Origin of the sequence: Achromobacter sp. NPDC058515, from assembly GCF_042721735.1 — a bacterium.
Lineage (GTDB): Bacteria > Pseudomonadota > Gammaproteobacteria > Burkholderiales > Burkholderiaceae_B > Achromobacter.
The window spans coordinates 16,253-33,571 of record NZ_JBHXNI010000008.1; the positions used below are offsets into that span (position 1 = coordinate 16,253).

General features: G+C 69.4%; 16 protein-coding genes. 7 read left to right on the forward strand and 9 right to left on the reverse strand.

Features of this window, described 5'->3' with window-relative positions:
- The first annotated feature begins 136 nt into the window (after positions 1-136).
- Positions 137-1,993, forward strand: coding sequence for a phosphoenolpyruvate carboxykinase (GTP) (locus ACFWP0_RS15305; RefSeq protein WP_377843415.1), 1,857 nt, complete (start codon positions 137-139; stop codon positions 1,991-1,993).
- A 238-nt stretch (positions 1,994-2,231) separates the two neighbouring features.
- On the opposite strand, the gene ACFWP0_RS15310 is transcribed toward ACFWP0_RS15305, so the two are convergent.
- Positions 2,232-3,110, reverse strand: coding sequence for an aldo/keto reductase family oxidoreductase (locus ACFWP0_RS15310; RefSeq protein WP_377843417.1), 879 nt, complete (start codon positions 3,108-3,110; stop codon positions 2,232-2,234).
- A 103-nt stretch (positions 3,111-3,213) separates the two neighbouring features.
- Between ACFWP0_RS15310 and ACFWP0_RS15315 the strand changes: the two genes are divergently transcribed.
- Both ACFWP0_RS15315 and ACFWP0_RS15320 read left to right on the forward strand, forming a co-directional pair.
- Positions 3,214-4,116, forward strand: a complete 903-nt coding sequence (locus ACFWP0_RS15315; RefSeq protein WP_377843418.1) for a LysR substrate-binding domain-containing protein — start codon at positions 3,214-3,216, stop codon at positions 4,114-4,116.
- Positions 4,117-4,158: 42 nt separating this feature from the next.
- Positions 4,159-4,788, forward strand: coding sequence for a class I SAM-dependent DNA methyltransferase (locus ACFWP0_RS15320; RefSeq protein ID WP_377843420.1), 630 nt, complete (start codon positions 4,159-4,161; stop codon positions 4,786-4,788).
- Positions 4,789-4,873: 85 nt separating this feature from the next.
- On the opposite strand, the gene ACFWP0_RS15325 is transcribed toward ACFWP0_RS15320, so the two are convergent.
- A complete protein-coding gene (locus ACFWP0_RS15325; RefSeq protein WP_377843421.1) occupies positions 4,874-5,737 on the reverse strand; it encodes a pirin family protein in 864 nt (287 codons plus the stop codon).
- Between the two features lie 171 nt (positions 5,738-5,908).
- Here ACFWP0_RS15325 and ACFWP0_RS15330 point away from each other — a divergent pair, with 171 nt between their 5' ends.
- From ACFWP0_RS15330 to ACFWP0_RS15345, 4 genes are all read left to right on the forward strand, one after another.
- The gene (locus ACFWP0_RS15330) at positions 5,909-6,454 is read left to right on the forward strand and encodes a DNA-deoxyinosine glycosylase (protein WP_377843422.1); all 546 of its coding nucleotides are present in this window, start codon (positions 5,909-5,911) and stop codon (positions 6,452-6,454) included.
- A 125-nt stretch (positions 6,455-6,579) separates the two neighbouring features.
- Positions 6,580-7,353, forward strand: a complete 774-nt coding sequence (gene dsrO / locus ACFWP0_RS15335; RefSeq protein WP_377843423.1) for a sulfate reduction electron transfer complex DsrMKJOP subunit DsrO — start codon at positions 6,580-6,582, stop codon at positions 7,351-7,353.
- Positions 7,354-7,372: 19 nt separating this feature from the next.
- Positions 7,373-8,407, forward strand: a complete 1,035-nt coding sequence (gene nrfD, locus ACFWP0_RS15340) for an NrfD/PsrC family molybdoenzyme membrane anchor subunit (protein WP_377843424.1) — start codon at positions 7,373-7,375, stop codon at positions 8,405-8,407.
- Between the two features lie 38 nt (positions 8,408-8,445).
- Positions 8,446-11,643: a tetrathionate reductase subunit A gene (locus tag ACFWP0_RS15345; RefSeq protein WP_377843755.1), complete on the forward strand. Its 3,198-nt coding sequence runs from the start codon at positions 8,446-8,448 to the stop codon at positions 11,641-11,643.
- Between the two features lie 20 nt (positions 11,644-11,663).
- Here the strand turns inward: ACFWP0_RS15345 and ccmI are convergent, their stop codons facing one another.
- The 7 genes from ccmI to ccmC are packed head-to-tail and all read right to left on the reverse strand — an operon-like array spanning position 11,664 to position 17,318.
- Positions 11,664-12,944: a c-type cytochrome biogenesis protein CcmI gene (gene ccmI, locus ACFWP0_RS15350; protein WP_377843426.1), complete on the reverse strand. Its 1,281-nt coding sequence runs from the start codon at positions 12,942-12,944 to the stop codon at positions 11,664-11,666.
- Complete coding sequence (locus tag ACFWP0_RS15355) at positions 12,941-13,423, reverse strand: cytochrome c-type biogenesis protein (RefSeq protein ID WP_377843427.1); 483 nt, start codon at positions 13,421-13,423, stop codon at positions 12,941-12,943. The genes ccmI and ACFWP0_RS15355 overlap by 4 nt, the downstream gene beginning before the upstream one ends.
- Positions 13,420-13,941 (reverse strand): DsbE family thiol:disulfide interchange protein, encoded by a 522-nt coding sequence (locus ACFWP0_RS15360; RefSeq protein WP_377843428.1) that lies wholly within the window; start codon positions 13,939-13,941, stop codon positions 13,420-13,422. The genes ACFWP0_RS15355 and ACFWP0_RS15360 overlap by 4 nt, the downstream gene beginning before the upstream one ends.
- Positions 13,941-15,953 (reverse strand): heme lyase CcmF/NrfE family subunit, encoded by a 2,013-nt coding sequence (locus ACFWP0_RS15365; protein WP_377843430.1) that lies wholly within the window; start codon positions 15,951-15,953, stop codon positions 13,941-13,943. The genes ACFWP0_RS15360 and ACFWP0_RS15365 overlap by 1 nt, the downstream gene beginning before the upstream one ends.
- On the reverse strand, positions 15,950-16,402 hold the full coding sequence (ccmE, locus tag ACFWP0_RS15370) for a cytochrome c maturation protein CcmE (RefSeq protein ID WP_377843431.1): 453 nt from the start codon (positions 16,400-16,402) through the stop codon (positions 15,950-15,952). The genes ACFWP0_RS15365 and ccmE overlap by 4 nt, the downstream gene beginning before the upstream one ends.
- On the reverse strand, positions 16,399-16,572 hold the full coding sequence (ccmD, locus tag ACFWP0_RS15375) for a heme exporter protein CcmD (protein WP_377843432.1): 174 nt from the start codon (positions 16,570-16,572) through the stop codon (positions 16,399-16,401). Before ccmD ends, ccmE begins: the two co-directional genes overlap by 4 nt.
- Complete coding sequence (ccmC, locus tag ACFWP0_RS15380; protein WP_377843434.1) at positions 16,569-17,318, reverse strand: heme ABC transporter permease CcmC; 750 nt, start codon at positions 17,316-17,318, stop codon at positions 16,569-16,571. Before ccmC ends, ccmD begins: the two co-directional genes overlap by 4 nt.
- Position 17,319: the final 1 nt, after the last annotated feature.

A 17,319-nucleotide genomic window follows, 5' to 3' on the forward strand; every position in this document is an offset into this window, starting at 1 on the left:
TCACCCCGTGACAATCTCCCCCATGAGGATGGGTTGACGGGTTGCCCTGCGCTGCAAGTATGATGGCGCAAATTGCATACGGCCCCAGTCCAATCGGGGCCGTATCACCATTAGCCTTAGTATGGAGATTGCCCCAATGAATAAGCCTTTGGACGGGGGGTTGGCAGCCTTGAACGTGCCCGCGTACGTCAAGCATCGTGGTTTGATCGACTGGGTGGCCAGTTTTGTCGCGCTGGCCAAGCCGGATCGCGTCGTGTGGTGCGACGGCTCGCAGGAAGAGTACGACCGTCTTTGCGAACAGATGGTCCAGTCCGGAACGATGCGCAGGCTCAATCCCGTCAAGCGGCCTAATTCGTTCCTCGCTTGCTCGGATCCGTCTGACGTTGCGCGGGTGGAAGACCGCACCTTCATCTGTTCCGACCGCGCCGAAGACGCCGGCCCGACCAACAACTGGGCCGACCCCGCCGAAATGCGCGACACGCTCAATGGCCTGTTCGACGGCGCCATGCGCGGTCGCACGCTGTATGTAGTGCCGTTCTCGATGGGCCCGCTGGGCTCGGACATCGCGCACATCGGCGTGGAGCTCTCCGACAGCCCCTATGTGGCCGTCAACATGCGCATCATGACGCGCATGGGCAAGCAGGTCTATGACGTGCTGGGCGCCGACGGCGACTTCGTGCCGTGCCTGCATTCCGTGGGCAAGCCCCTGGCCGCCGGCGAAGCCGACGTGGCCTGGCCGTGCAACCCCACCAAGTACATCGTCCATTTCCCCAAGACCCGCGAAATCTGGAGCTTCGGCTCGGGCTACGGCGGCAACGCGCTGTTGGGCAAGAAATGCTTCGCGCTGCGCATCGCCTCCACCATGGGTCGCGACCAGGGCTGGCTGGCCGAACACATGCTGATCCTGGGCGTCACCTCGCCCAAGGGCCGCAAGTACCACGTGGCCGCCGCCTTCCCGTCGGCCTGCGGAAAAACCAACTTCGCCATGCTGATCCCGCCGCAAGGCATGGACGGCTGGAAGGTCACCACCATCGGCGACGACATCGCCTGGATCAAGCCGGGCGCAGACGGCCGCCTGCACGCGATCAACCCGGAGGCCGGCTATTTCGGCGTGGCGCCGGGCACCAGCGAGCAGACCAACTTCAATGCCATGGCCACGCTCAAGGCCAACGTCATCTTCACCAACGTGGCGCTGACCGACGACGGCGACGTCTGGTGGGAAGGCATGACCGACACGCCGCCGGCGCACTTGATCGACTGGCAGGGCCAGGACTGGACGCCCGCCATCGCGCGCGAAACCGGCCGCAAGGCCGCGCACCCGAACGCGCGCTTCACCGCGCCCGCCGCGCAATGCCCGTCCATCGACCCCGAATGGGAGAATCCCAAGGGCGTGGTCATCGACGCCTTCATCTTTGGAGGCCGCCGTTCGACCACCGTGCCGCTCGTCACCGAAGCCCGCAACTGGGTCGAAGGCGTGTACATGGCCGCCACCATGGGCTCGGAAACCACCGCCGCGGCCGCCGGCCAGCAGGGCGTGGTCCGGCGCGATCCGTTCGCCATGCTGCCGTTCTGCGGCTACAACATGAGCGACTACTTCAGCCACTGGCTCAAGCTGGGCAAGCAACTGGAAGCCGCCGGCGCCACCTTGCCGCGCATCTATTGCGTGAACTGGTTCCGCAAGGGCCCCGACGGCAAGTTCGTCTGGCCGGGCTTTGGCGACAACATGCGCGTGCTGCGCTGGATGCTGGGCCGCATCGACGGCCAGTCCAAGGGCGTGGACCAGGTGTTTGGCGTTTCGCCCAGCTACCAGGACATCGACTGGACCGGCCTGGAGTTCAGCCCGGACAAATTCGAGCAGGTCATGTCGGTGGATGCCGACGCCTGGCGCGAAGAACTGGCGCTGCACCACGAGCTGTTCGGCCAGCTGGCCCAGGGCTTGCCCGAGGAACTGCCCGCCACCAAGGCAAAGATCGAAGGGCGCCTGGCGGGCTGAGGTCTGCGGTCCAGGGCTGAAAAACCCGTCCGCGTTCGGCGCGGGCGGGCTCTGAAGCATGATTATTCCAATCCCCACGAAGCGGCGCGCCGAGTGGGGATTGTTCCGTTCGGGCTGTGGCAAGAGCGGCGCCTATCGCACGCTGCCGCCGGCGCGGATTGGCGGTCGTTATGTCCCACTACTGCGCCCACGGCGTGGTGAACCGGGTGGCGCCCCTTGGGCGCGACCGGCCCGGCGTTCAAGCAGGTTCGTTGGCGGCGATGCCGTTCAGCGCGCCGATCACATCGTCCGGCAGGCGCAGGGTTGCCGCCGCCAGATTCTCGCGCAGATGGACAAGCGAAGATGTTCCCGGGATCAGCAGGATGTTCGGCGAGCGCCGCAGCAGCCAGGCAAGCGCCGCCTGCATGGGCGTGGCGCCGATCTGCTTTGCCGCATCGGACAGGATCGACGACTGCAGCGGGCTGAATCCGCCCAAGGGGAAAAACGGCACGTAGGCGATGCGGTCGCGGGCCAGGTCGTCGATCAGCGCGTCATCGGCGCGGTGCGCCAGGTTGTAGTGATTCTGCACGCAGGCGATCTCGCAGATCCGGCGGCCTTCGGCGACCTGCCGGGCGGTGACATTGCTGAGCCCGATGTGGCGGATGAGGCCCTGGCGCTGCAGTCCGGCCAGCACGGTGAGCGGCGCTTCGATGGATCCCTCGGCCGGGCCGTGGACGTCGAACATGGCGCGCAGATTGACTACGTCTAGCACGTCGCGTCCCAGGTTGCGCAGGTTGTCATGCACGGCGCGGGTCAGCATGTCGGGCGTAAAGGCGGGGTTCCACGATGCGTCCTCGCCGCGCACGGCGCCGACCTTGGTCACGATTACCAGATCGTCCGGATACGGAGCCAGCGCCTCGCGGATCAACTGGTTGGTGACGTGGGGGCCATAGAAGTCGCTGGTGTCGATGTGGTTCACGCCGGCGGCCACGGCCTCGCGCAGGACGGCAAGCGCCGCATCGCGATCCTTGGGCGGGCCGAATACGCCGGGGCCCGCCAGTTGCATCGCGCCGTAGCCTAGCCGTCTGACCCGTTGCGCGCCCAAGGGGAAGGCGCCGCTTTCGTCGAGGGTGGACATGTTCTTTCCTTTCCAAGAGGTGTTGGGTGTGGACGATAGACGCTCATTGCGATCTTGATAATCCAATACAATCCGAACAGCTTGTACGGATTCTGGAACAGTAGTGACCGACCTCAATGACCTCAATGCCTTCGTGGCGGTGGCGCGCGCCAGGGGCTTTCGCGAAGCCGCCCGAACCTTTGGCACAAGCGCTTCCCGGCTGAGCGACACGGTGCGCCGGCTGGAGGCGCAGTTGGGGGTGCGGCTGTTCAACCGGACGACGCGCAGCGTGGCGCTGACGGAGGCGGGCAGCGAACTGCTGGCGCGGCTTGCGCCCGCCTTGACCGAAGTGGACGCGGCGCTGGATGCCGTCAATGGATTTCGCGACAAGCCGGCCGGCACGCTCAGGCTCAATGTGCCGCTGAGCGCGGCGCGGCTGGTCCTGCCCTCAATTGTTCCTGCCTTTCTGGCGGCTTATCCCGACATCCGTCTTGAGGTCGTGGCGGAAGAGAGCTTTGTCGACGTGCTGGCCGCGGGCTGCGATGCCGGCATCCGCTACGACGACCGCCTGGAGCAGGACATGATCGCGGTGCCGATCGGCCCGCGCGTCCAGCGCTTTGCGGCCGCAGCCTCTCCCGCTTACCTGGCTCGCCGCGGGCGGCCGGAGCATCCGCGCGAGCTGATCGATCACGCCTGCCTGCGCGGCCGCTTTCCCAGCGGATCGATGCCGCCGTGGGAGTTCGAACGCGACGGCGAGACCTTCCGGATCGACGCCACGGGGCCGCTGGTCGTGCAGATCGGCGGCGCGGTCGACCTGGCCGTCGAGGCGGCCATCGCCGGGGTCGGCGTGATGTATCTGTTCGAGGACTGGCTGCGCCCGCACCTGGCCAGCGGAGCGCTAGAGCCCGTGCTTGAGCCATGGTGGCCGAGCTTTTCAGGGCCCTTTCTCTATTATTCCGGCCGCCGCCTGGTGCCTGCGCCGCTGAAGGCCTTGATCGACTTCATCAAGGCGCCGGCATCGGCTTGACCCGCGTCGCCCCGCCGGCCGCTTTTCATGCACAATCAGCCCATGAAACTCGATCCCGAAGACCTCGCCAAGATCTCGTCCCTGACCCTGGCCCATTACGAAGAGAACGCGGAATCGTTCGAGGCCGGCACGCGCGACCACGATGTCAGCCAGAACATCGCCGCCTTGCTTCGGCATATCGAGGACGAGCCTCCCTACGACATCCTGGACCTGGGCTGCGGCCCGGGCCGCGACCTGAAGACCTTTGCGGCGCTGGGCCACCGGCCCGTGGGGCTGGACGGCACGCCGCGCTTCGTGGACATGGCGCGCGCGGCCAGCGGCTGCGAGGTGTGGCGGCAGGATCTGCTGCGCCTGGAACTGCCGGCTGACCGCTTTGACGGCATCTTCGCCAACGCCGTGCTGTTCCATGTGCCGGGGCAGGAATTGCCGCGCGTGCTGCAGGCGCTGCGGGCTGCGCTGCGGCCGCGCGGGGTGCTGTTCAGCTCCAACCCCCGCGGCGGCAACCAGGAGGGCTGGAATCGCGGACGCTATGGGGCCTACCACGACCTCGAGGGCTGGCAGGCGCTGCTGCAAGAGGCTGGCTTTGAAGAACTGGAGCATTACTTCCGGCCCGAGGGACTGCCCCGGGAGCAGCAGCCCTGGCTGGCGAGCGTCTGGCGGCGCACGGAATGACAGGCGTACGCCTGGCCTGATGGCCGCACGAAAAAAAGCCGCGCAATGCTTGCGCGGCTTTTTCCTTCAGCGGGCCTGGCGCGCGTCAGTGCATCTGGCCGTAGCGCCCGGCGTTGAAGTCCTGGATGGCTTCCACGATTTCCTCTTGCGAGTTCATCACGAAGGGGCCATAGCCGACCACCGGCTCATTGATCGGCTCGCCGCTCAGGACGAGGAACACCGCGTCGTTGTTGGCTTCGACGGCGATGTCCTCGCCCTCTTGCGAGAACAGGGCCAGTTGCGCGTCGCGGGCCACCGACACGCCGTTGACCAGGACCGTGCCGCGCAGCACCACCAGCATGCTGTTGCGGCCCGCGGGGATGGGGAAGGTCGCCGACTTGCCGGCCGCCATCCGCACATCCCACACATCCATGGGCGTGAAGGTGCGCGCGGGCCCGGCATGGCCGCCGTAGCTGCCCGCGATCACCCGCAGCGTGCCTGCGCCGTCCGGCAGCGCAGCCACGGGAATGTCCGCGTTCAGGATCCCCTGGTAGCCGGGCGCCGCCTTTTTGTCCTTGGCGGGCAGGTTGACCCAGAGCTGCACCATTTCCAGCTTTCCGCCTGAACGGGTGAATGCATGGGAATGGAACTCCTCGTGCAGGATGCCCGAGGCCGCCGTCATCCATTGCACGTCGCCGGGACCGATGACGCCGCCGTTGCCGGTGGAGTCGCGGTGCTCGACCTCGCCGCTGTAGACGATGGTCACGGTTTCGAAGCCGCGGTGCGGGTGCTGGCCCACGCCGCGCGGCTGGGCGGCCGGCTCGAATTCGGCCGGGCCGGCATAGTCCAGCAGCAGGAACGGGCTGGTGTCGCGGCCTTTGTCGTTGTAGGAGAACATGGAGCGCACCGGGAAGCCGTCGCCCACCCAGTGGGGACGGGGGCTGGCATGCAAACCGAGTATCTTCTTCATGATGGTGTTTCCTGTTGCGCGGCCCCTGCGGGGCCGTTCGTCATAACAATAAAGATAAGGGCGGAACGCTGGTTTCGGTAGCCCCCAAGGCTGATAAGCACTGTTCCATGCATCGGACGATCGGACCGGGGCGCGCGCGGCCTGGCCGCTATTCGGAAGTATGCTTGGCGCATGGAAATCAGCAGGGACAGCGCCCCGGGCCGGCGCGACGAACAGGTATGGGGCTTTGCGCCGGCGGCATCCCCCGGCGCGCGCGTGCTGGTGCTGGGATCCATGCCCGGCGTGGCCTCGCTCAGGCAGGGCCAGTACTACGCCCATCCCCGCAATGCGTTCTGGCCCATCGCCGCGCGTGTCTTCGGTTTCGACCCCGCCCTGGAATATCCCGGCCGCCTGCAGGCGCTGCAAGCCTGCGGCGTTGCGCTGTGGGACGTGCTGCATGCCTGCGAACGGCCGGGAAGCCTGGACGCCGATATCCGCGCCGACACCCTCGTGCCCAACGATTTCCGGGCATTCCTGCGCGCCCATCCGGCCGTCGCCCGCATCTGCTTCAACGGCGCCAAGGCCGCCGCCGTTTATCGCCGCCACGTCCTGCCCGGATTGGCCGGCGCCTCGCTGCAGTACTTCGAGCTGCCTTCCACCAGCCCGGCGCACGCGGCCGCAACCTTCGACAAGAAGCTGGCGGCCTGGGAAGCGGCGCTGAAGATGCCGGCCAAATAGCCCGCCGCGGTCCGCCCGGACGGCTGCAGGGCCGGTAACCCGTCCCCCATTGATCGATATCAAGCCTCTATATAACCGGAGGTGATAAGTTAATTTCCGTAGCAAATATGTTTCGGAGTTGACTCATGCATACCCCCACCAGCCCCCCGGAAACGCCCCTGCCGGGCAAGCGAGGTTTCCTGAAAGGGCTACTCGGGCTTGGCGCCGCCGCCACCATCATTCCCATCCACGCCGAGGCCGCCACCGGCATCAACGGCCAGCCGCCGCGCCGCCCCGGCATCCCCGGCAAGCGTTACGGCATGGTCGTCGACATGCGCAAATGCATCGGCTGCCAGTCCTGTACGGTGAGCTGTTCGATGGAGAACCTGCCCCCCATCGGGCAGTTCCGCACCACGGTCCTGCAGTACGAAGTCACGCCCGACGACGGCGGCCCCTGCGCCATGGTCATGCTGCCGCGCCTGTGCAACCACTGCGACAACCCGCCCTGCGTGCCCGTCTGTCCGGTGCAAGCCACCTTCCAGCGGGAAGACGGCATTGTCCTGGTCGACAACGAGCGCTGCGTGGGCTGCGGCTATTGCGTGCAGGCTTGCCCCTACGACGCCCGTTTCATCAATCACGACACCCAGACTGCGGACAAATGCACGTTCTGCGAGCACCGCCTGGAAGCCGGCCTGCTGCCGGCCTGCGTGGAAAGCTGCGTCGGCGGCGCCCGCGTGATCGGCGACATGAACGATCCCGACAGCGCCATCTCCCGGCTGCTCGTCGAGCACGAGGCCGACATCAAGGTGCTCAAGCCCGAGATGAAGACCGATCCCCACGTCTATTACATCGGCCTGCCCGATGCGTTCGTCCACCAGGTCGACGGCCAGGCCGGCGTGCGCCTGGCGGGCGGCCACTGAGCCATTGAAGGGGACATTCATGCAAATCTCTGAATTGCTCACGCCGGTCTACGACGCCGCCTGGCTGCCCTGGGCTGTGCAGTATTTCTTTCTGATCGGCATCAGCGCCACCACCGCGCTGACCGCCGCCTTTGCGGCATTTGGCCACGCGGGTTCGCCCGCGCGCCGCCTGTTGCCGGCCGCGGCGACGGTGCTGCTGGTCAGCGCCATCGCCGCACCCGTGTCGCTCCTGGCCGACCTGCACCAGCCGGGCCGCTTCTGGCATTTCTATGCGCATTTCACGCCCTGGTCATGGATGTGGCTGGGCGCCTTGCTGCTGCCGGTGTTCGTGACCCTGGCCCTGCTGTTCTGCGCGGCATGGTGGTGGGGCCGCCTGGGCTGGGTGCGCGCAGTGGGCGTGGCGCTGGCCCTGTCCGCCTTGTCCATCCTGGTCTACACCGGGGCGGAAGTGATGGTGCTGCGTTCGCGGCCGCTGTGGCACACGGTCTTCTTGCCGGTGAACTTTGCCCTGACCGCCTGGCTGGGCGCGCTGGGCGCGATGTTCCTGGTTGGCCGCTGGCTGCCGGGCGGCATGAAGGCCTTGCCGGTAGACCTGCTGCGCCGCCTGAGCGTGACCGCCGTGGTGCTGATGGCGCTGGGCGCGGGCGCCTGGGCCTTGCTGGGCGCGCTGGGCCTGGACCCGTCGTTTGCAGCCGCGCTGCGGCTGTTTGCGGAATTCCCGATCTGGCGCATCAGCCTGGCCGGCGCCGTGATCACGGCGTTCTGCATCGTCGCGCTGCTGCAGCGCCCGTCGCGGACGCTGGCCGCGCCGCTGCCGTCGGCCGCGCTGGCGCTGACCATGCTGGGCGCCGCGTGGATCTTCCGCTGGGTGGTTTTCATGAGCGTGCAGGGCGTGCCCAAGTATGGCGCGGGGCTCTACCTGTACGAGATGCCGTGGGGCAGCGACGGACTGCTGGGCATGGTGGGCGTGCTGGGCCTGTGCGTGGCGCTGGTCGCCGCCGCGACCTGGGCCCTGGAGCTGTTCCCGGCCCGCGTGCGCGCAATGACGGCCTGAGCCCGGCCGCAAGACGAAAGAACATGGAAGACAAAGCAATGAACAAGCAACACGAAGACGATAAGCGCCGCCCCGCGGACGATGGCCCGGACCAGCCGCGCGATGAGGCGCGGCGCAAGCTGATGGTGCGAGGCGGCGTGGTCGCCGGCGGCATGGCGGCGTTCGCGGCGGGCTACGGGGAAACCGTGGCCAAGGCCGTCAAGGGCCTGGCGCAGGGCACCGCCGGCGTTCCCACGGCGCACGCCGTGCGCGGCAATTCGCTGGCGCCGGAATTCCGCATCGATCCGCTGACCGGCGCGCTCGCCGCGCAAGCGGGCCAGACCGTCAGCCCGTCGAGCTGTCTGGGCTGCTGGACGCAGTGCGGCGTGCGGCTGCGTGTGGACACAAAGGAAAACCGCATCCTGCGCGTGGCGGGCAACCCCTATCACCCGCTGGCCACGACCCGGCCCGCCGCCATGGAAACGCCGGTGCGCGATGTCTATGCGCAGCTGGGCGGCGACAACGGACTGGAAGGGCGCGCCACCTCGTGCGCGCGCGGCTCGGCCATGCTGGAGCAGATGGACAGCCCGTTTCGCGTGCTGGCGCCCATGAAGCGGGTGGGCGGCCGCGGCGAAGGCAAGTGGCAGACCATCACGTTCGAGCAGCTGGTGCAGGAAGTGTGCGAAGGCGGCGACCTGTTCGGCGAAGGCCATGTGGACGGCCTGCGCGCCATCTTCGACCGCGAGACGCTGCTGGATCCGCAGAACCCCGAGTACGGCGCCAAGGTGAACCAGTTCCTGTTCACCGACGCGTCCAACGAAGGGCGCACGCCGCTGATCCAGCGCTTTGCCGCGCAGTCTTTCGGCACCGTCAACTTCAGCAACCACGGATCGTATTGCGGGCAGAGCTTTCGCGTGGGCGCGGGCGCGGCCCTGGGCGACTTGAAGGGCATGCCCCACGGCAAGCCCGACTGGGACAATGCGCGTTTCGGCCTGTTCATCGGCGCGGCGCCGGCGCAGGCCGGCAACCCGTTCCAGCGCCAGGCCCGCCAGCTGGCGGAAGCCCGCGTGCGGCCGGAGGAGTCCGGCTTCACCTATGTGGTGGTGTCGCCCATGCTGCCCGCGTCCTCCAGCCTGTCGGCGGGATCGGGCAATGAATGGCTGCCCGTCAATCCGGCCGGCGACCTGGCGCTGGCCATGGGCCTGATCCGCTGGATCCTGGAGAACGAGCGGTTCGACGCCCGCATGCTGGCGCAGCCCGGCCCCAGCGCCATGAAGGCGGCGGGCGAGGCGGCCTGGACCAATGCCACGCACCTGGTGGTGGCCGAACCCGGCCATCCGCGCCTGGGCACGTTCGTGCGCGGGGCGGACCTGGGTTGGGCGCGTCCGGCCGACGCCGGCGAGAAGTGGGAGGACGTGTACGTCGTGCGCCTGGAGGACGGCACGCTGGCGCCGCACACGGCGGCCGCGCCCGCCGCGCTGTTCGTCGACGACGCGGTCGCCGCGCCGGGCATGGCGGGGGCGCCCGAGGCGCTGCGCGTGCGCTCGTCGCTGGATCTGCTGCGCGAGGAATCGCGCCGCAAGACGCTGGACGAATACGCCGGGCTCTGCGGCGTGCCGGCAGCCAAGATCGCATCGCTGGCCGAGCGCTTTACCAGCCATGGCAAGCGCGCCGTGGCCGACGCGCACGGCGGCACCATGAGCGGCGCGGGCTTCTATACCGCCTACGCCATCGCCATGCTGAACACGCTGGTGGGCAACCTGAACGTGGAAGGCGGACTGGTGCTGGACGCCGGGCCGTTCCCGCCCTATGGCGCCGGCCCGCGCTACAACATCGCCGGTTTCGCCAACCGCGCGACGCCCAAGGGCGTGACGCTGTCGCGCAACCGCTATCCGTACGAGAAATCCAGCGAGTTCAAGCGCAAGCAGGCGGCGGGCCAGCCCGCCTATCCGGCGGCCGCGCCCTGGTATCCGGCTACCGGCGGCCTCAGCTCGGAAATGCTGGCCTCGGCGCTGGCGGGGTATCCGTACCGCGCCAAGGTCTGGTTCAACCACATGAGCAACCCGGTCTACGGCATCGCCGGGTTCAAGAGCGTGGCCGTGGACAAGATGAAGGACCCGCGCATCCTGCCGCTGTCGGTGTCGATCAACCCCTTCATCAACGAGACCAATGCGCTGGCCGACTACATCGTGCCGGACACGGTGACCTACGAGAGCTGGGGCGTGTCCGCGCCGTGGGCCGACGTGGTGGCCAAGGCGTCCACCGTGCGCTGGCCCGCCGTGCAGCCGCGCGTGGCGCGCACGGCCACGAACGAGCCCGTGTGCCTGGAAACCTTCCTGATCGCCTGCGCCAAGCGGCTGGGCATGCCGGGCTTCGGCGCCAACGCCATCTCGGACAAGGACGGCGCCAAATATGCGCTGGACACGCCCGAGGACTTCTTCCTGCGCGGCATGGCCAACATCGCCTTCGCGGCGGGCCGGCCGGTGCCGGCGGCAAGCGACGACGACATGGCGCTGACCGGCGTGGACCGCTACGCCGCGCTGCTGCAGCAGACGCTCAAGCCGGGCGAATGGCGGCAGGTCGCCATGCTGATGAGCCGCGGCGGCCGCTTCGACAAGATGGAGGACGCCTGGGTCGACAACGGCGCGGCGCGCCAGACGCGCGCGGCCTACGCCAAGCCCCTGCATATCTGGAGCGAGGATCTGGCGGGCTTCCGCCACGCCATGACGGGCGAGCGCTACAGCGGCTGTCCGACCTGGTATCCGTCGCGCCTGGCCGACGGGCGCGACATGCGGGCGGAGTATCCGCGCCAGGACTGGCCGTTCCTGCTCAGCTCGTTCAAGTCCAACCTGATGAGCTCCATGTCGATCGGCGTGAACCGGCTGCGCCAGGTGCATCCGCACAACCCGGTGTCGATCAACCGGCAGGACGGCGAGCGGCTGGGCATCCGCAACGGCGACGCGGTGCGCATCGTGACGCCGGGCGGATCGGCGACGGGTCTGGCGCTGCTGCGCGACGGCATCCAGCCGGGCGCGGTTGGCATCGAGCACGGCTACGGCCATACCGAGCTGGGCGCGCGCGCCCATGTGGTGGATGGCAAGCCCATGCCGCATGATCCGGCGCTGGCGGCGGGCGTCAACCTGAACGACCTGGGTTTTGGCGACGCCACGCGCGGCGGGCACGCCAACGTCTGGATCGATTGGGTGTCCGGCGCCGCGGTGCGCCAGGGCTTGCCGGCGCGGATCGAACGCGTCTAGCGGGCCGGGGCCGGCCCGCGCTAGCGCACGACGGTGTCGGCTACCAGTTCCAGTCCCTCGGCATGGATGCCGACATCGGGCAGCACGCCGCTCAGGTCGCCGGGCTGGGCGGCGGCGCCGCCCGACTGGCTGATTCGGATCTCCACCCGCACCTTGCTGGCCCGCGACAGGGTCGCGTCCGGCGACATGGAGGTGCTGTCGTCCAGCACGAAAGTGCGTGGCAGGTCAGACACCCGCATCCGCAGGATGGCCAGGGGCATGCGCGAGCCTTCGACGGGCCGCGCCAGGATGAACACGGTATCGGTGGGCCGGACCTGATCGCGCAGCGCATCGGCGATGCGGGCGCGGCCGCTGATGCGGGCGGGCGCCGCCGGCGGGGCGGCGGCGCCGGCGGGGGACGTCGACGGCGCAGGCGCTGCCGGGGGCGCCGTTGCCGGCGCGGCGGGCGCGCCCGCGGCCATGGCGCGCGCCTGGGCAATATTGGATTGGATCTGCCGCGCGGCCTCGGAGTCCGGCGGCAACACCGCCTGCAGGCGTTCCCAATGGATCAGCGCCTCGGCCGCGTCGCCCCGGCGCAGCGCCATCATGCCCGCCAGCGCCAGCGCCTTGGGCTGGTCCGGCTGCGCGTTGAGCGCCTGCGCGACCGCCGCGATGGACGCCTCGTCGGGCGTGCCTTGTTTGGCGGAAAGCAGCGCGTCGGCCAGGTCGGCCAGCACGGCCGGCTGGCCGGGCGCCAGGCGCAGCACCTGCTGGTAGGCGGCCACCGCATCGGTGTAGCGGCCCAGCGTTTCGTAGGACCGCGCCAGCATGTACCAGCCGTCGGCGTCGTCGGGCGCGGCGCGCAGGCGCTGCGCCAGCGCATTGATGGCCAGCGTCATGTCCTTGCCGGCGTCCTCGGCATGCGGCTCGGCGGACGGCGCCATGGCAACCGTCGCCGCGGCGCGGGGATTGCCGAGCTGGCCGTACAGCAGCACGGCCGCGACCGGGATCGCCACGCTGAGCAGGCAGGCGGCCGCGACGCCGGCGCGCTGCCCGGCCAGCGGCGCGGCGCGCGGGCGGCGCAGCGCCAGGTCCTGCAGCAGGTCGCGCTGCAATTCCTCTTCCGCGCGCGCTCGCGCCTGCGCGCTCAGGCTGCCGTTGTTCATGTCGCGTTGCAGCTGTTCGCGCTGGGCCAGATAGAAGGCGCGCAGATTGGCGTCGGCGGCCGGATCCGCGGGCGGCGCGCGGCGCAGCAGCGGCGGAATCAGGCAGAGCAGGGTGGCCAGCAGCAGGGCCAGGACGATAAGCCAGAGCGTGGTCATGAACCGTTGTCCAGGAAACGGGCGGCGCGGGCGCGTTCATCCGCGGTCAAGGGAGGGCGGACGCCGGCGCGGCGCTTCAAGGTGCGCGCCAGGACCAGAAAGCCCAGCGCCAGGAGCGCGAAGGGCCCCAGCCAGAGCAGCCAGGTGATGGGCTTGAAGGGCGGATCGTAGCGCACGAAATCGCCGTAGCGTTCTTCAAAGAACTGCATGATCTGCGCGTCGGTCTTGCCGTCGGCGAGCTGGCCGCGGATCAGCTTGCGCATGTCCAGCGCCAGGGGCGCGTTGGATTCGGCCAGCGTCTGGTTCTGGCAGACCAGGCAGCGCAGTCCGTGGGCCAGCTTGTCGGCGCGCTGTTCCTGCGCGGCCGACAGCGCAGGCGCGGCTTGCGCCTGCGCGGGGGGCTGGGCGCGCAGGGCGGGCGGGGCCAGCAGCGCCAGGGCCAGCAGCAGGAATGAGAGCGGGGCGGACAGGGCCTTCATTGCAGCGACTCGATCATGGGCTGGATGCGGGTGCGCCACAGCTCCGGCGTGATCAGGCCGAGCTGCTTGTAGCGGATCCGCCCCTCGCCGTCGATCACGAAGGTCTCGGGCACGCCGTAGACGCCGTACTCGATGCCGACGCGCCCGTCGACGTCGCTGGCCGAGGCCACGTAAGGATTGCCGTTGCGCGCCAGCCAGGCCCGCGCGTCCTCGGGCTTGTCCTTGTAGTTCAGCCCGTAGAGCGGAATGCCGTGGCGTTCGGCGGCCTCGCGCAGCACCGGCAGTTCTTCCTTGCACGGGCCGCACCACGAGGCCCACACGTTCAGCAGCCAGACCTGGCCGCGCAGCGACTGCACGTCCAGCTTGCGGTCGGGCTCAAGCAGGATAGGCAGGCCGATGGCGGGGGCGGGCTTGTCGATCATGGCCGAGGGCACCGCGCGCGGGTCGCGCGACAGGCCCATGGCCAGGAATACGGCCATGGCCAGGAACGCGGCCAGCGGCAGCAGGTAGCGCAGCATCACCCCCCCTCCCGCGCGGCCTGCCGGGCGTCGGGCACGGGGGCGGCGCGAGGCGCGCGCGCCTGCGCTTCCTGCGCGCGGCGGTAGCGTTTGTCGCCGGCGGCCAGCAGGCCGCCCAGCGCCATCAGGATGCAGCCCGACCAGATCCAGGTCATGAAGGGCTTGACCTGGATGCGCACCGTCCAGGCGTTGTCGCCCACCGGCTCGCCCAGCGCCACGAACAGGTCGCGGTCAAAGCCGCTGTCGATGTCGGCCTGGCTCAACGCCATGTCCTGCACGGTGTAGAGGCGCTTTTCCGGATACAGCGTCACCACCGGCTTGCCGTCGCGGGCGACGGGGAAGACGGCGCGCTGCGCGCTGTAGTTGGGGCCGGCCGCGGGCCCCACGCCGGCAAAGGTGAACTGGTAGCCGCCGGCCTCCTGCGTGGCGCCCAGGTCCAGCCGCAGTTCCTGCTTGACCTCGTAGCCGTTGGCCAGCGTGACGCCGGCGATGAAGATGCCCACGCCGGCATGCGCCAGCAGCATGCCGTACCAGGACCGCGGCTGGCGCGCCAGCCGGCGCAGCAGGCGGCCGTCGCCATCGGTCAGGCGCTGCCAGGCGTGCGTGGCGGCGCTGGCCACCGACCACGCCGCCAGCCACAGGCCCAGGATGATCATGGGCGAGCCGAAGCGCGCGGGCCCCGGCATGGCCAGCGGCGCGAGCACCGCGGTCAGCACGCTGACCGCGAAGGCCGCGCGCAGGCGCCGGCTCAGTTCGGGTATCTCGGCCTGTTTCCAGCGGGCCACGGGGCCCACGCCCATCAGGAAGATGGCCGGCGTCATCAGCGGTACGAACACGGCTTCGAAGTAGGGCGGGCCGATGGAGATCTTGCCCCATTCCAGGACGTCCAGCACCACCGGGTACAGCGTGCCCAGCAGCACCGATCCGGCCGCGACGGTCAGCACGACGTTGTTGGACAGCAGCAGCGATTCGCGCGACAGCAGCGAGAAGCCGCCGCCCAGCCCCACCGTGGGCGCGCGCCAGGCGTACAGCACCAGCGAGCCGCCCACGATCACGGTCATGAAGGCCAGGATGTACAGGCCGCGGCCCGGATCCACCGCGAAGGCATGGACCGAGGTCAGCACGCCGGAGCGGACCAGGAAGGTGCCCAGGATGCTGAGCGAGAACGTGCAGATGGCCAGCAGCACCGTCCAGCTGCGGAAGGCGCCGCGCCGCTCGGTGACGATCAGCGAATGGATCAGCGCCGTACCCGCCAGCCAGGGCATGAAGGAGGCGTTTTCCACCGGGTCCCAGAACCACCAGCCGCCCCAGCCCAGCACGTAATAGGCCCAGGCGCTGCCCAGCAGGATGCCGATGGTCAGGAAGGTCCAGGCCGCCAGCGTCCAGGGGCGGACCCAGCGCGCCCACAGCGCGTCCAGTTCGCCCGACAGGAGCGCCGCGATGGCGAAGGCGAAGGCCACCGAAAAGCCCACATAGCCCATGTACAGCATGGGCGGATGCACGATCATGCCCGGGTCCTGCAGCAGCGGGTTCAGGTCGCGGCCCGCCATGGCCGGCGGCATCAGGCGTTCAAAGGGGTTGGACAGGAACAGCAGGAACAGCAGGAAGCCCACGCTGATCCAGCCCATCACCGCCAGCACGCGCCCGGCGAAGGGCAGCGGCAGCCGCCGGCTGCACAGCGCCACGGCCAGCGTCCAGGCGGTCAGCAGATACAGCCACAGCAGCAGGGAGCCCTCGTGTCCGCCCCAGACCGCGGCGAAGCGGTAGGTGGCGGGCAGGTCCGCATGCGAATTGGCCGCCACGTACAGCACCGAAAAGTCGTTGTCCACGAAGGACCAGGCCAGGCAGGCGAAGGCCAGGGTGGTGAGCCCGAACTGGCCGATGGCGGCGGGCCGCGCCACGCGCAGTCCCGCCTGCCAGCCGGTGGCCGCGCCGATCAGGGGCAGGATGCCTTGCGTCAGCGCCGCCAGCAGCGCCAGGATCAGGCTGAACAGGCCGATCTCGGGAATCATCGGGCCTCCACCCTCATCGTGTTGGCGGCGCCGGCGCGCTTGACCGCGTCCGCCGCCTCCGGCGGCATGTAGTTTTCGTCGTGCTTGGCCAGCACCTCGGTGGCGCGGAACACGCCGTCCGCGCCGAGCTTGCCGGCCACCACCACGCCCTTGCCCTCGCGGAACAGGTCGGGCAGCAGGCCCTGGTAGGTCACGGGCACCGTGTGCGCGGTGTCCGTCACGGCAAAGCGCAGCGTCAGGCCATCGGCCTCGCGCCGCAGCGACCCTTGTTCGACCAGTCCTCCCACGCGGAAGCTGCCGCTGTGGGGGGCCTCGCGGGCCACGACCTGGCTCGGGCTGAAGAAGAACACCAGGTTGGACTGCAGGGCGTTGAGCACCAGCGCGGTGGCCAGCGCCAGCAGGCCGAGGCCGCCGCCGATGGCGAGCGCGCGGCGCTTGCGCGGACTCATGGCCGGTTCCTCGGGCCGGCGCGCCCGCCGGCGGCCAGGCGCCGCGCGGCCCGGCGGCCGCGGCGCCACAGCACGAACACCTCCAGCCCCATCAGCGCGAGCGTTACGCCGTACGCGCCCAGCAGGTAGGGGCCGTGGCCCTGCAGGGAGAACAGGGTGTCCCAGCTCATCGCGCCTCCTCCCGTTCGGCGATGATGGCGCGCACCCGCGCCAGCGCCGCCGCCGCGCTGTACAGCCAGAAGGCGGCCACCATCAGCAGCATGGCGGTCACCATGATGCGCGCCATGCTGGGGGCCGTGGTGAGGTTGATGGACGCGCCCTGGTGCAGCGTGCTCCACCAGCGCACCGAGAAATAGATGATGGGCACGTTGACGACGCCCGCCAGCAGCAGGATCGCGCCGCCCCGGTCCGCCCGCTGCGTGTCGTCGGTGGCGGCCTGCAAGGCCATGAAGCCCAGGTACAGAAAGAGCAGGATCAGCTCGGAGGTGAGCCGGGCGTCCCACACCCACCATGCGCCCCAGGTCGGCTTGCCCCACAGGGCGCCCGTCCACAGGGTCAGGAAGGTGAAGAGCGCGCCCGTGGGCGCCAGCGCGCGCATCATCATGAACGACAGGCGCGTATGGAAGATCAAGCCCAGCGCGGCGTACCCCGCCATGACCAGATACAGGAACATCGACATCCAGGCCGCCGCCACGTGGATGAAGAGGATGCGATAGACCTCGCCCTGCTGGCTGTCGACGGGCGCCGCGACCAGCCCCGCGTACAGGCCGGCGCAGGCGAACAGGATGGCGCCCAGCGCCAGGAAGGGAATCATCCGGCCGGCCAGCGGATAGAACAGCGCGGGCGATGCGTAGCGCAGCCAGCCGCCGCGCGGCGGCGCGGCATGGCGGGAATCGTAGGTGGGGTGGTTTTGCATC

Excerpts from the sequence above, each read along its gene's own strand:
- ACFWP0_RS15305 (WP_377843415.1), top strand. The coding sequence starts at position 137 with ATGAATAAGCCTTTGGACGGGGGGTTGGCAGCCTTGAACGTGCCCGCG.
- ACFWP0_RS15310 (WP_377843417.1), bottom strand. The coding sequence starts at position 3,110 with ATGTCCACCCTCGACGAAAGCGGCGCCTTCCCCTTGGGCGCGCAACGG.
- ACFWP0_RS15320 (WP_377843420.1), top strand. The coding sequence starts at position 4,159 with ATGAAACTCGATCCCGAAGACCTCGCCAAGATCTCGTCCCTGACCCTG.
- ACFWP0_RS15325 (WP_377843421.1), bottom strand. The coding sequence starts at position 5,737 with ATGAAGAAGATACTCGGTTTGCATGCCAGCCCCCGTCCCCACTGGGTG.
- ACFWP0_RS15330 (WP_377843422.1), top strand. The coding sequence starts at position 5,909 with ATGGAAATCAGCAGGGACAGCGCCCCGGGCCGGCGCGACGAACAGGTA.
- dsrO (WP_377843423.1), top strand. The coding sequence starts at position 6,580 with ATGCATACCCCCACCAGCCCCCCGGAAACGCCCCTGCCGGGCAAGCGA.
- nrfD (WP_377843424.1), top strand. The coding sequence starts at position 7,373 with ATGCAAATCTCTGAATTGCTCACGCCGGTCTACGACGCCGCCTGGCTG.
- ACFWP0_RS15345 (WP_377843755.1), top strand. The coding sequence starts at position 8,446 with ATGAACAAGCAACACGAAGACGATAAGCGCCGCCCCGCGGACGATGGC.
- ccmI (WP_377843426.1), bottom strand. The coding sequence starts at position 12,944 with ATGACCACGCTCTGGCTTATCGTCCTGGCCCTGCTGCTGGCCACCCTG.
- ACFWP0_RS15355 (WP_377843427.1), bottom strand. The coding sequence starts at position 13,423 with ATGAAGGCCCTGTCCGCCCCGCTCTCATTCCTGCTGCTGGCCCTGGCG.
- ACFWP0_RS15360 (WP_377843428.1), bottom strand. The coding sequence starts at position 13,941 with ATGCTGCGCTACCTGCTGCCGCTGGCCGCGTTCCTGGCCATGGCCGTA.
- ACFWP0_RS15365 (WP_377843430.1), bottom strand. The coding sequence starts at position 15,953 with ATGATTCCCGAGATCGGCCTGTTCAGCCTGATCCTGGCGCTGCTGGCG.
- ccmE (WP_377843431.1), bottom strand. The coding sequence starts at position 16,402 with ATGAGTCCGCGCAAGCGCCGCGCGCTCGCCATCGGCGGCGGCCTCGGC.
- ccmD (WP_377843432.1), bottom strand. The coding sequence starts at position 16,572 with ATGAGCTGGGACACCCTGTTCTCCCTGCAGGGCCACGGCCCCTACCTG.
- ccmC (WP_377843434.1), bottom strand. The coding sequence starts at position 17,318 with ATGCAAAACCACCCCACCTACGATTCCCGCCATGCCGCGCCGCCGCGC.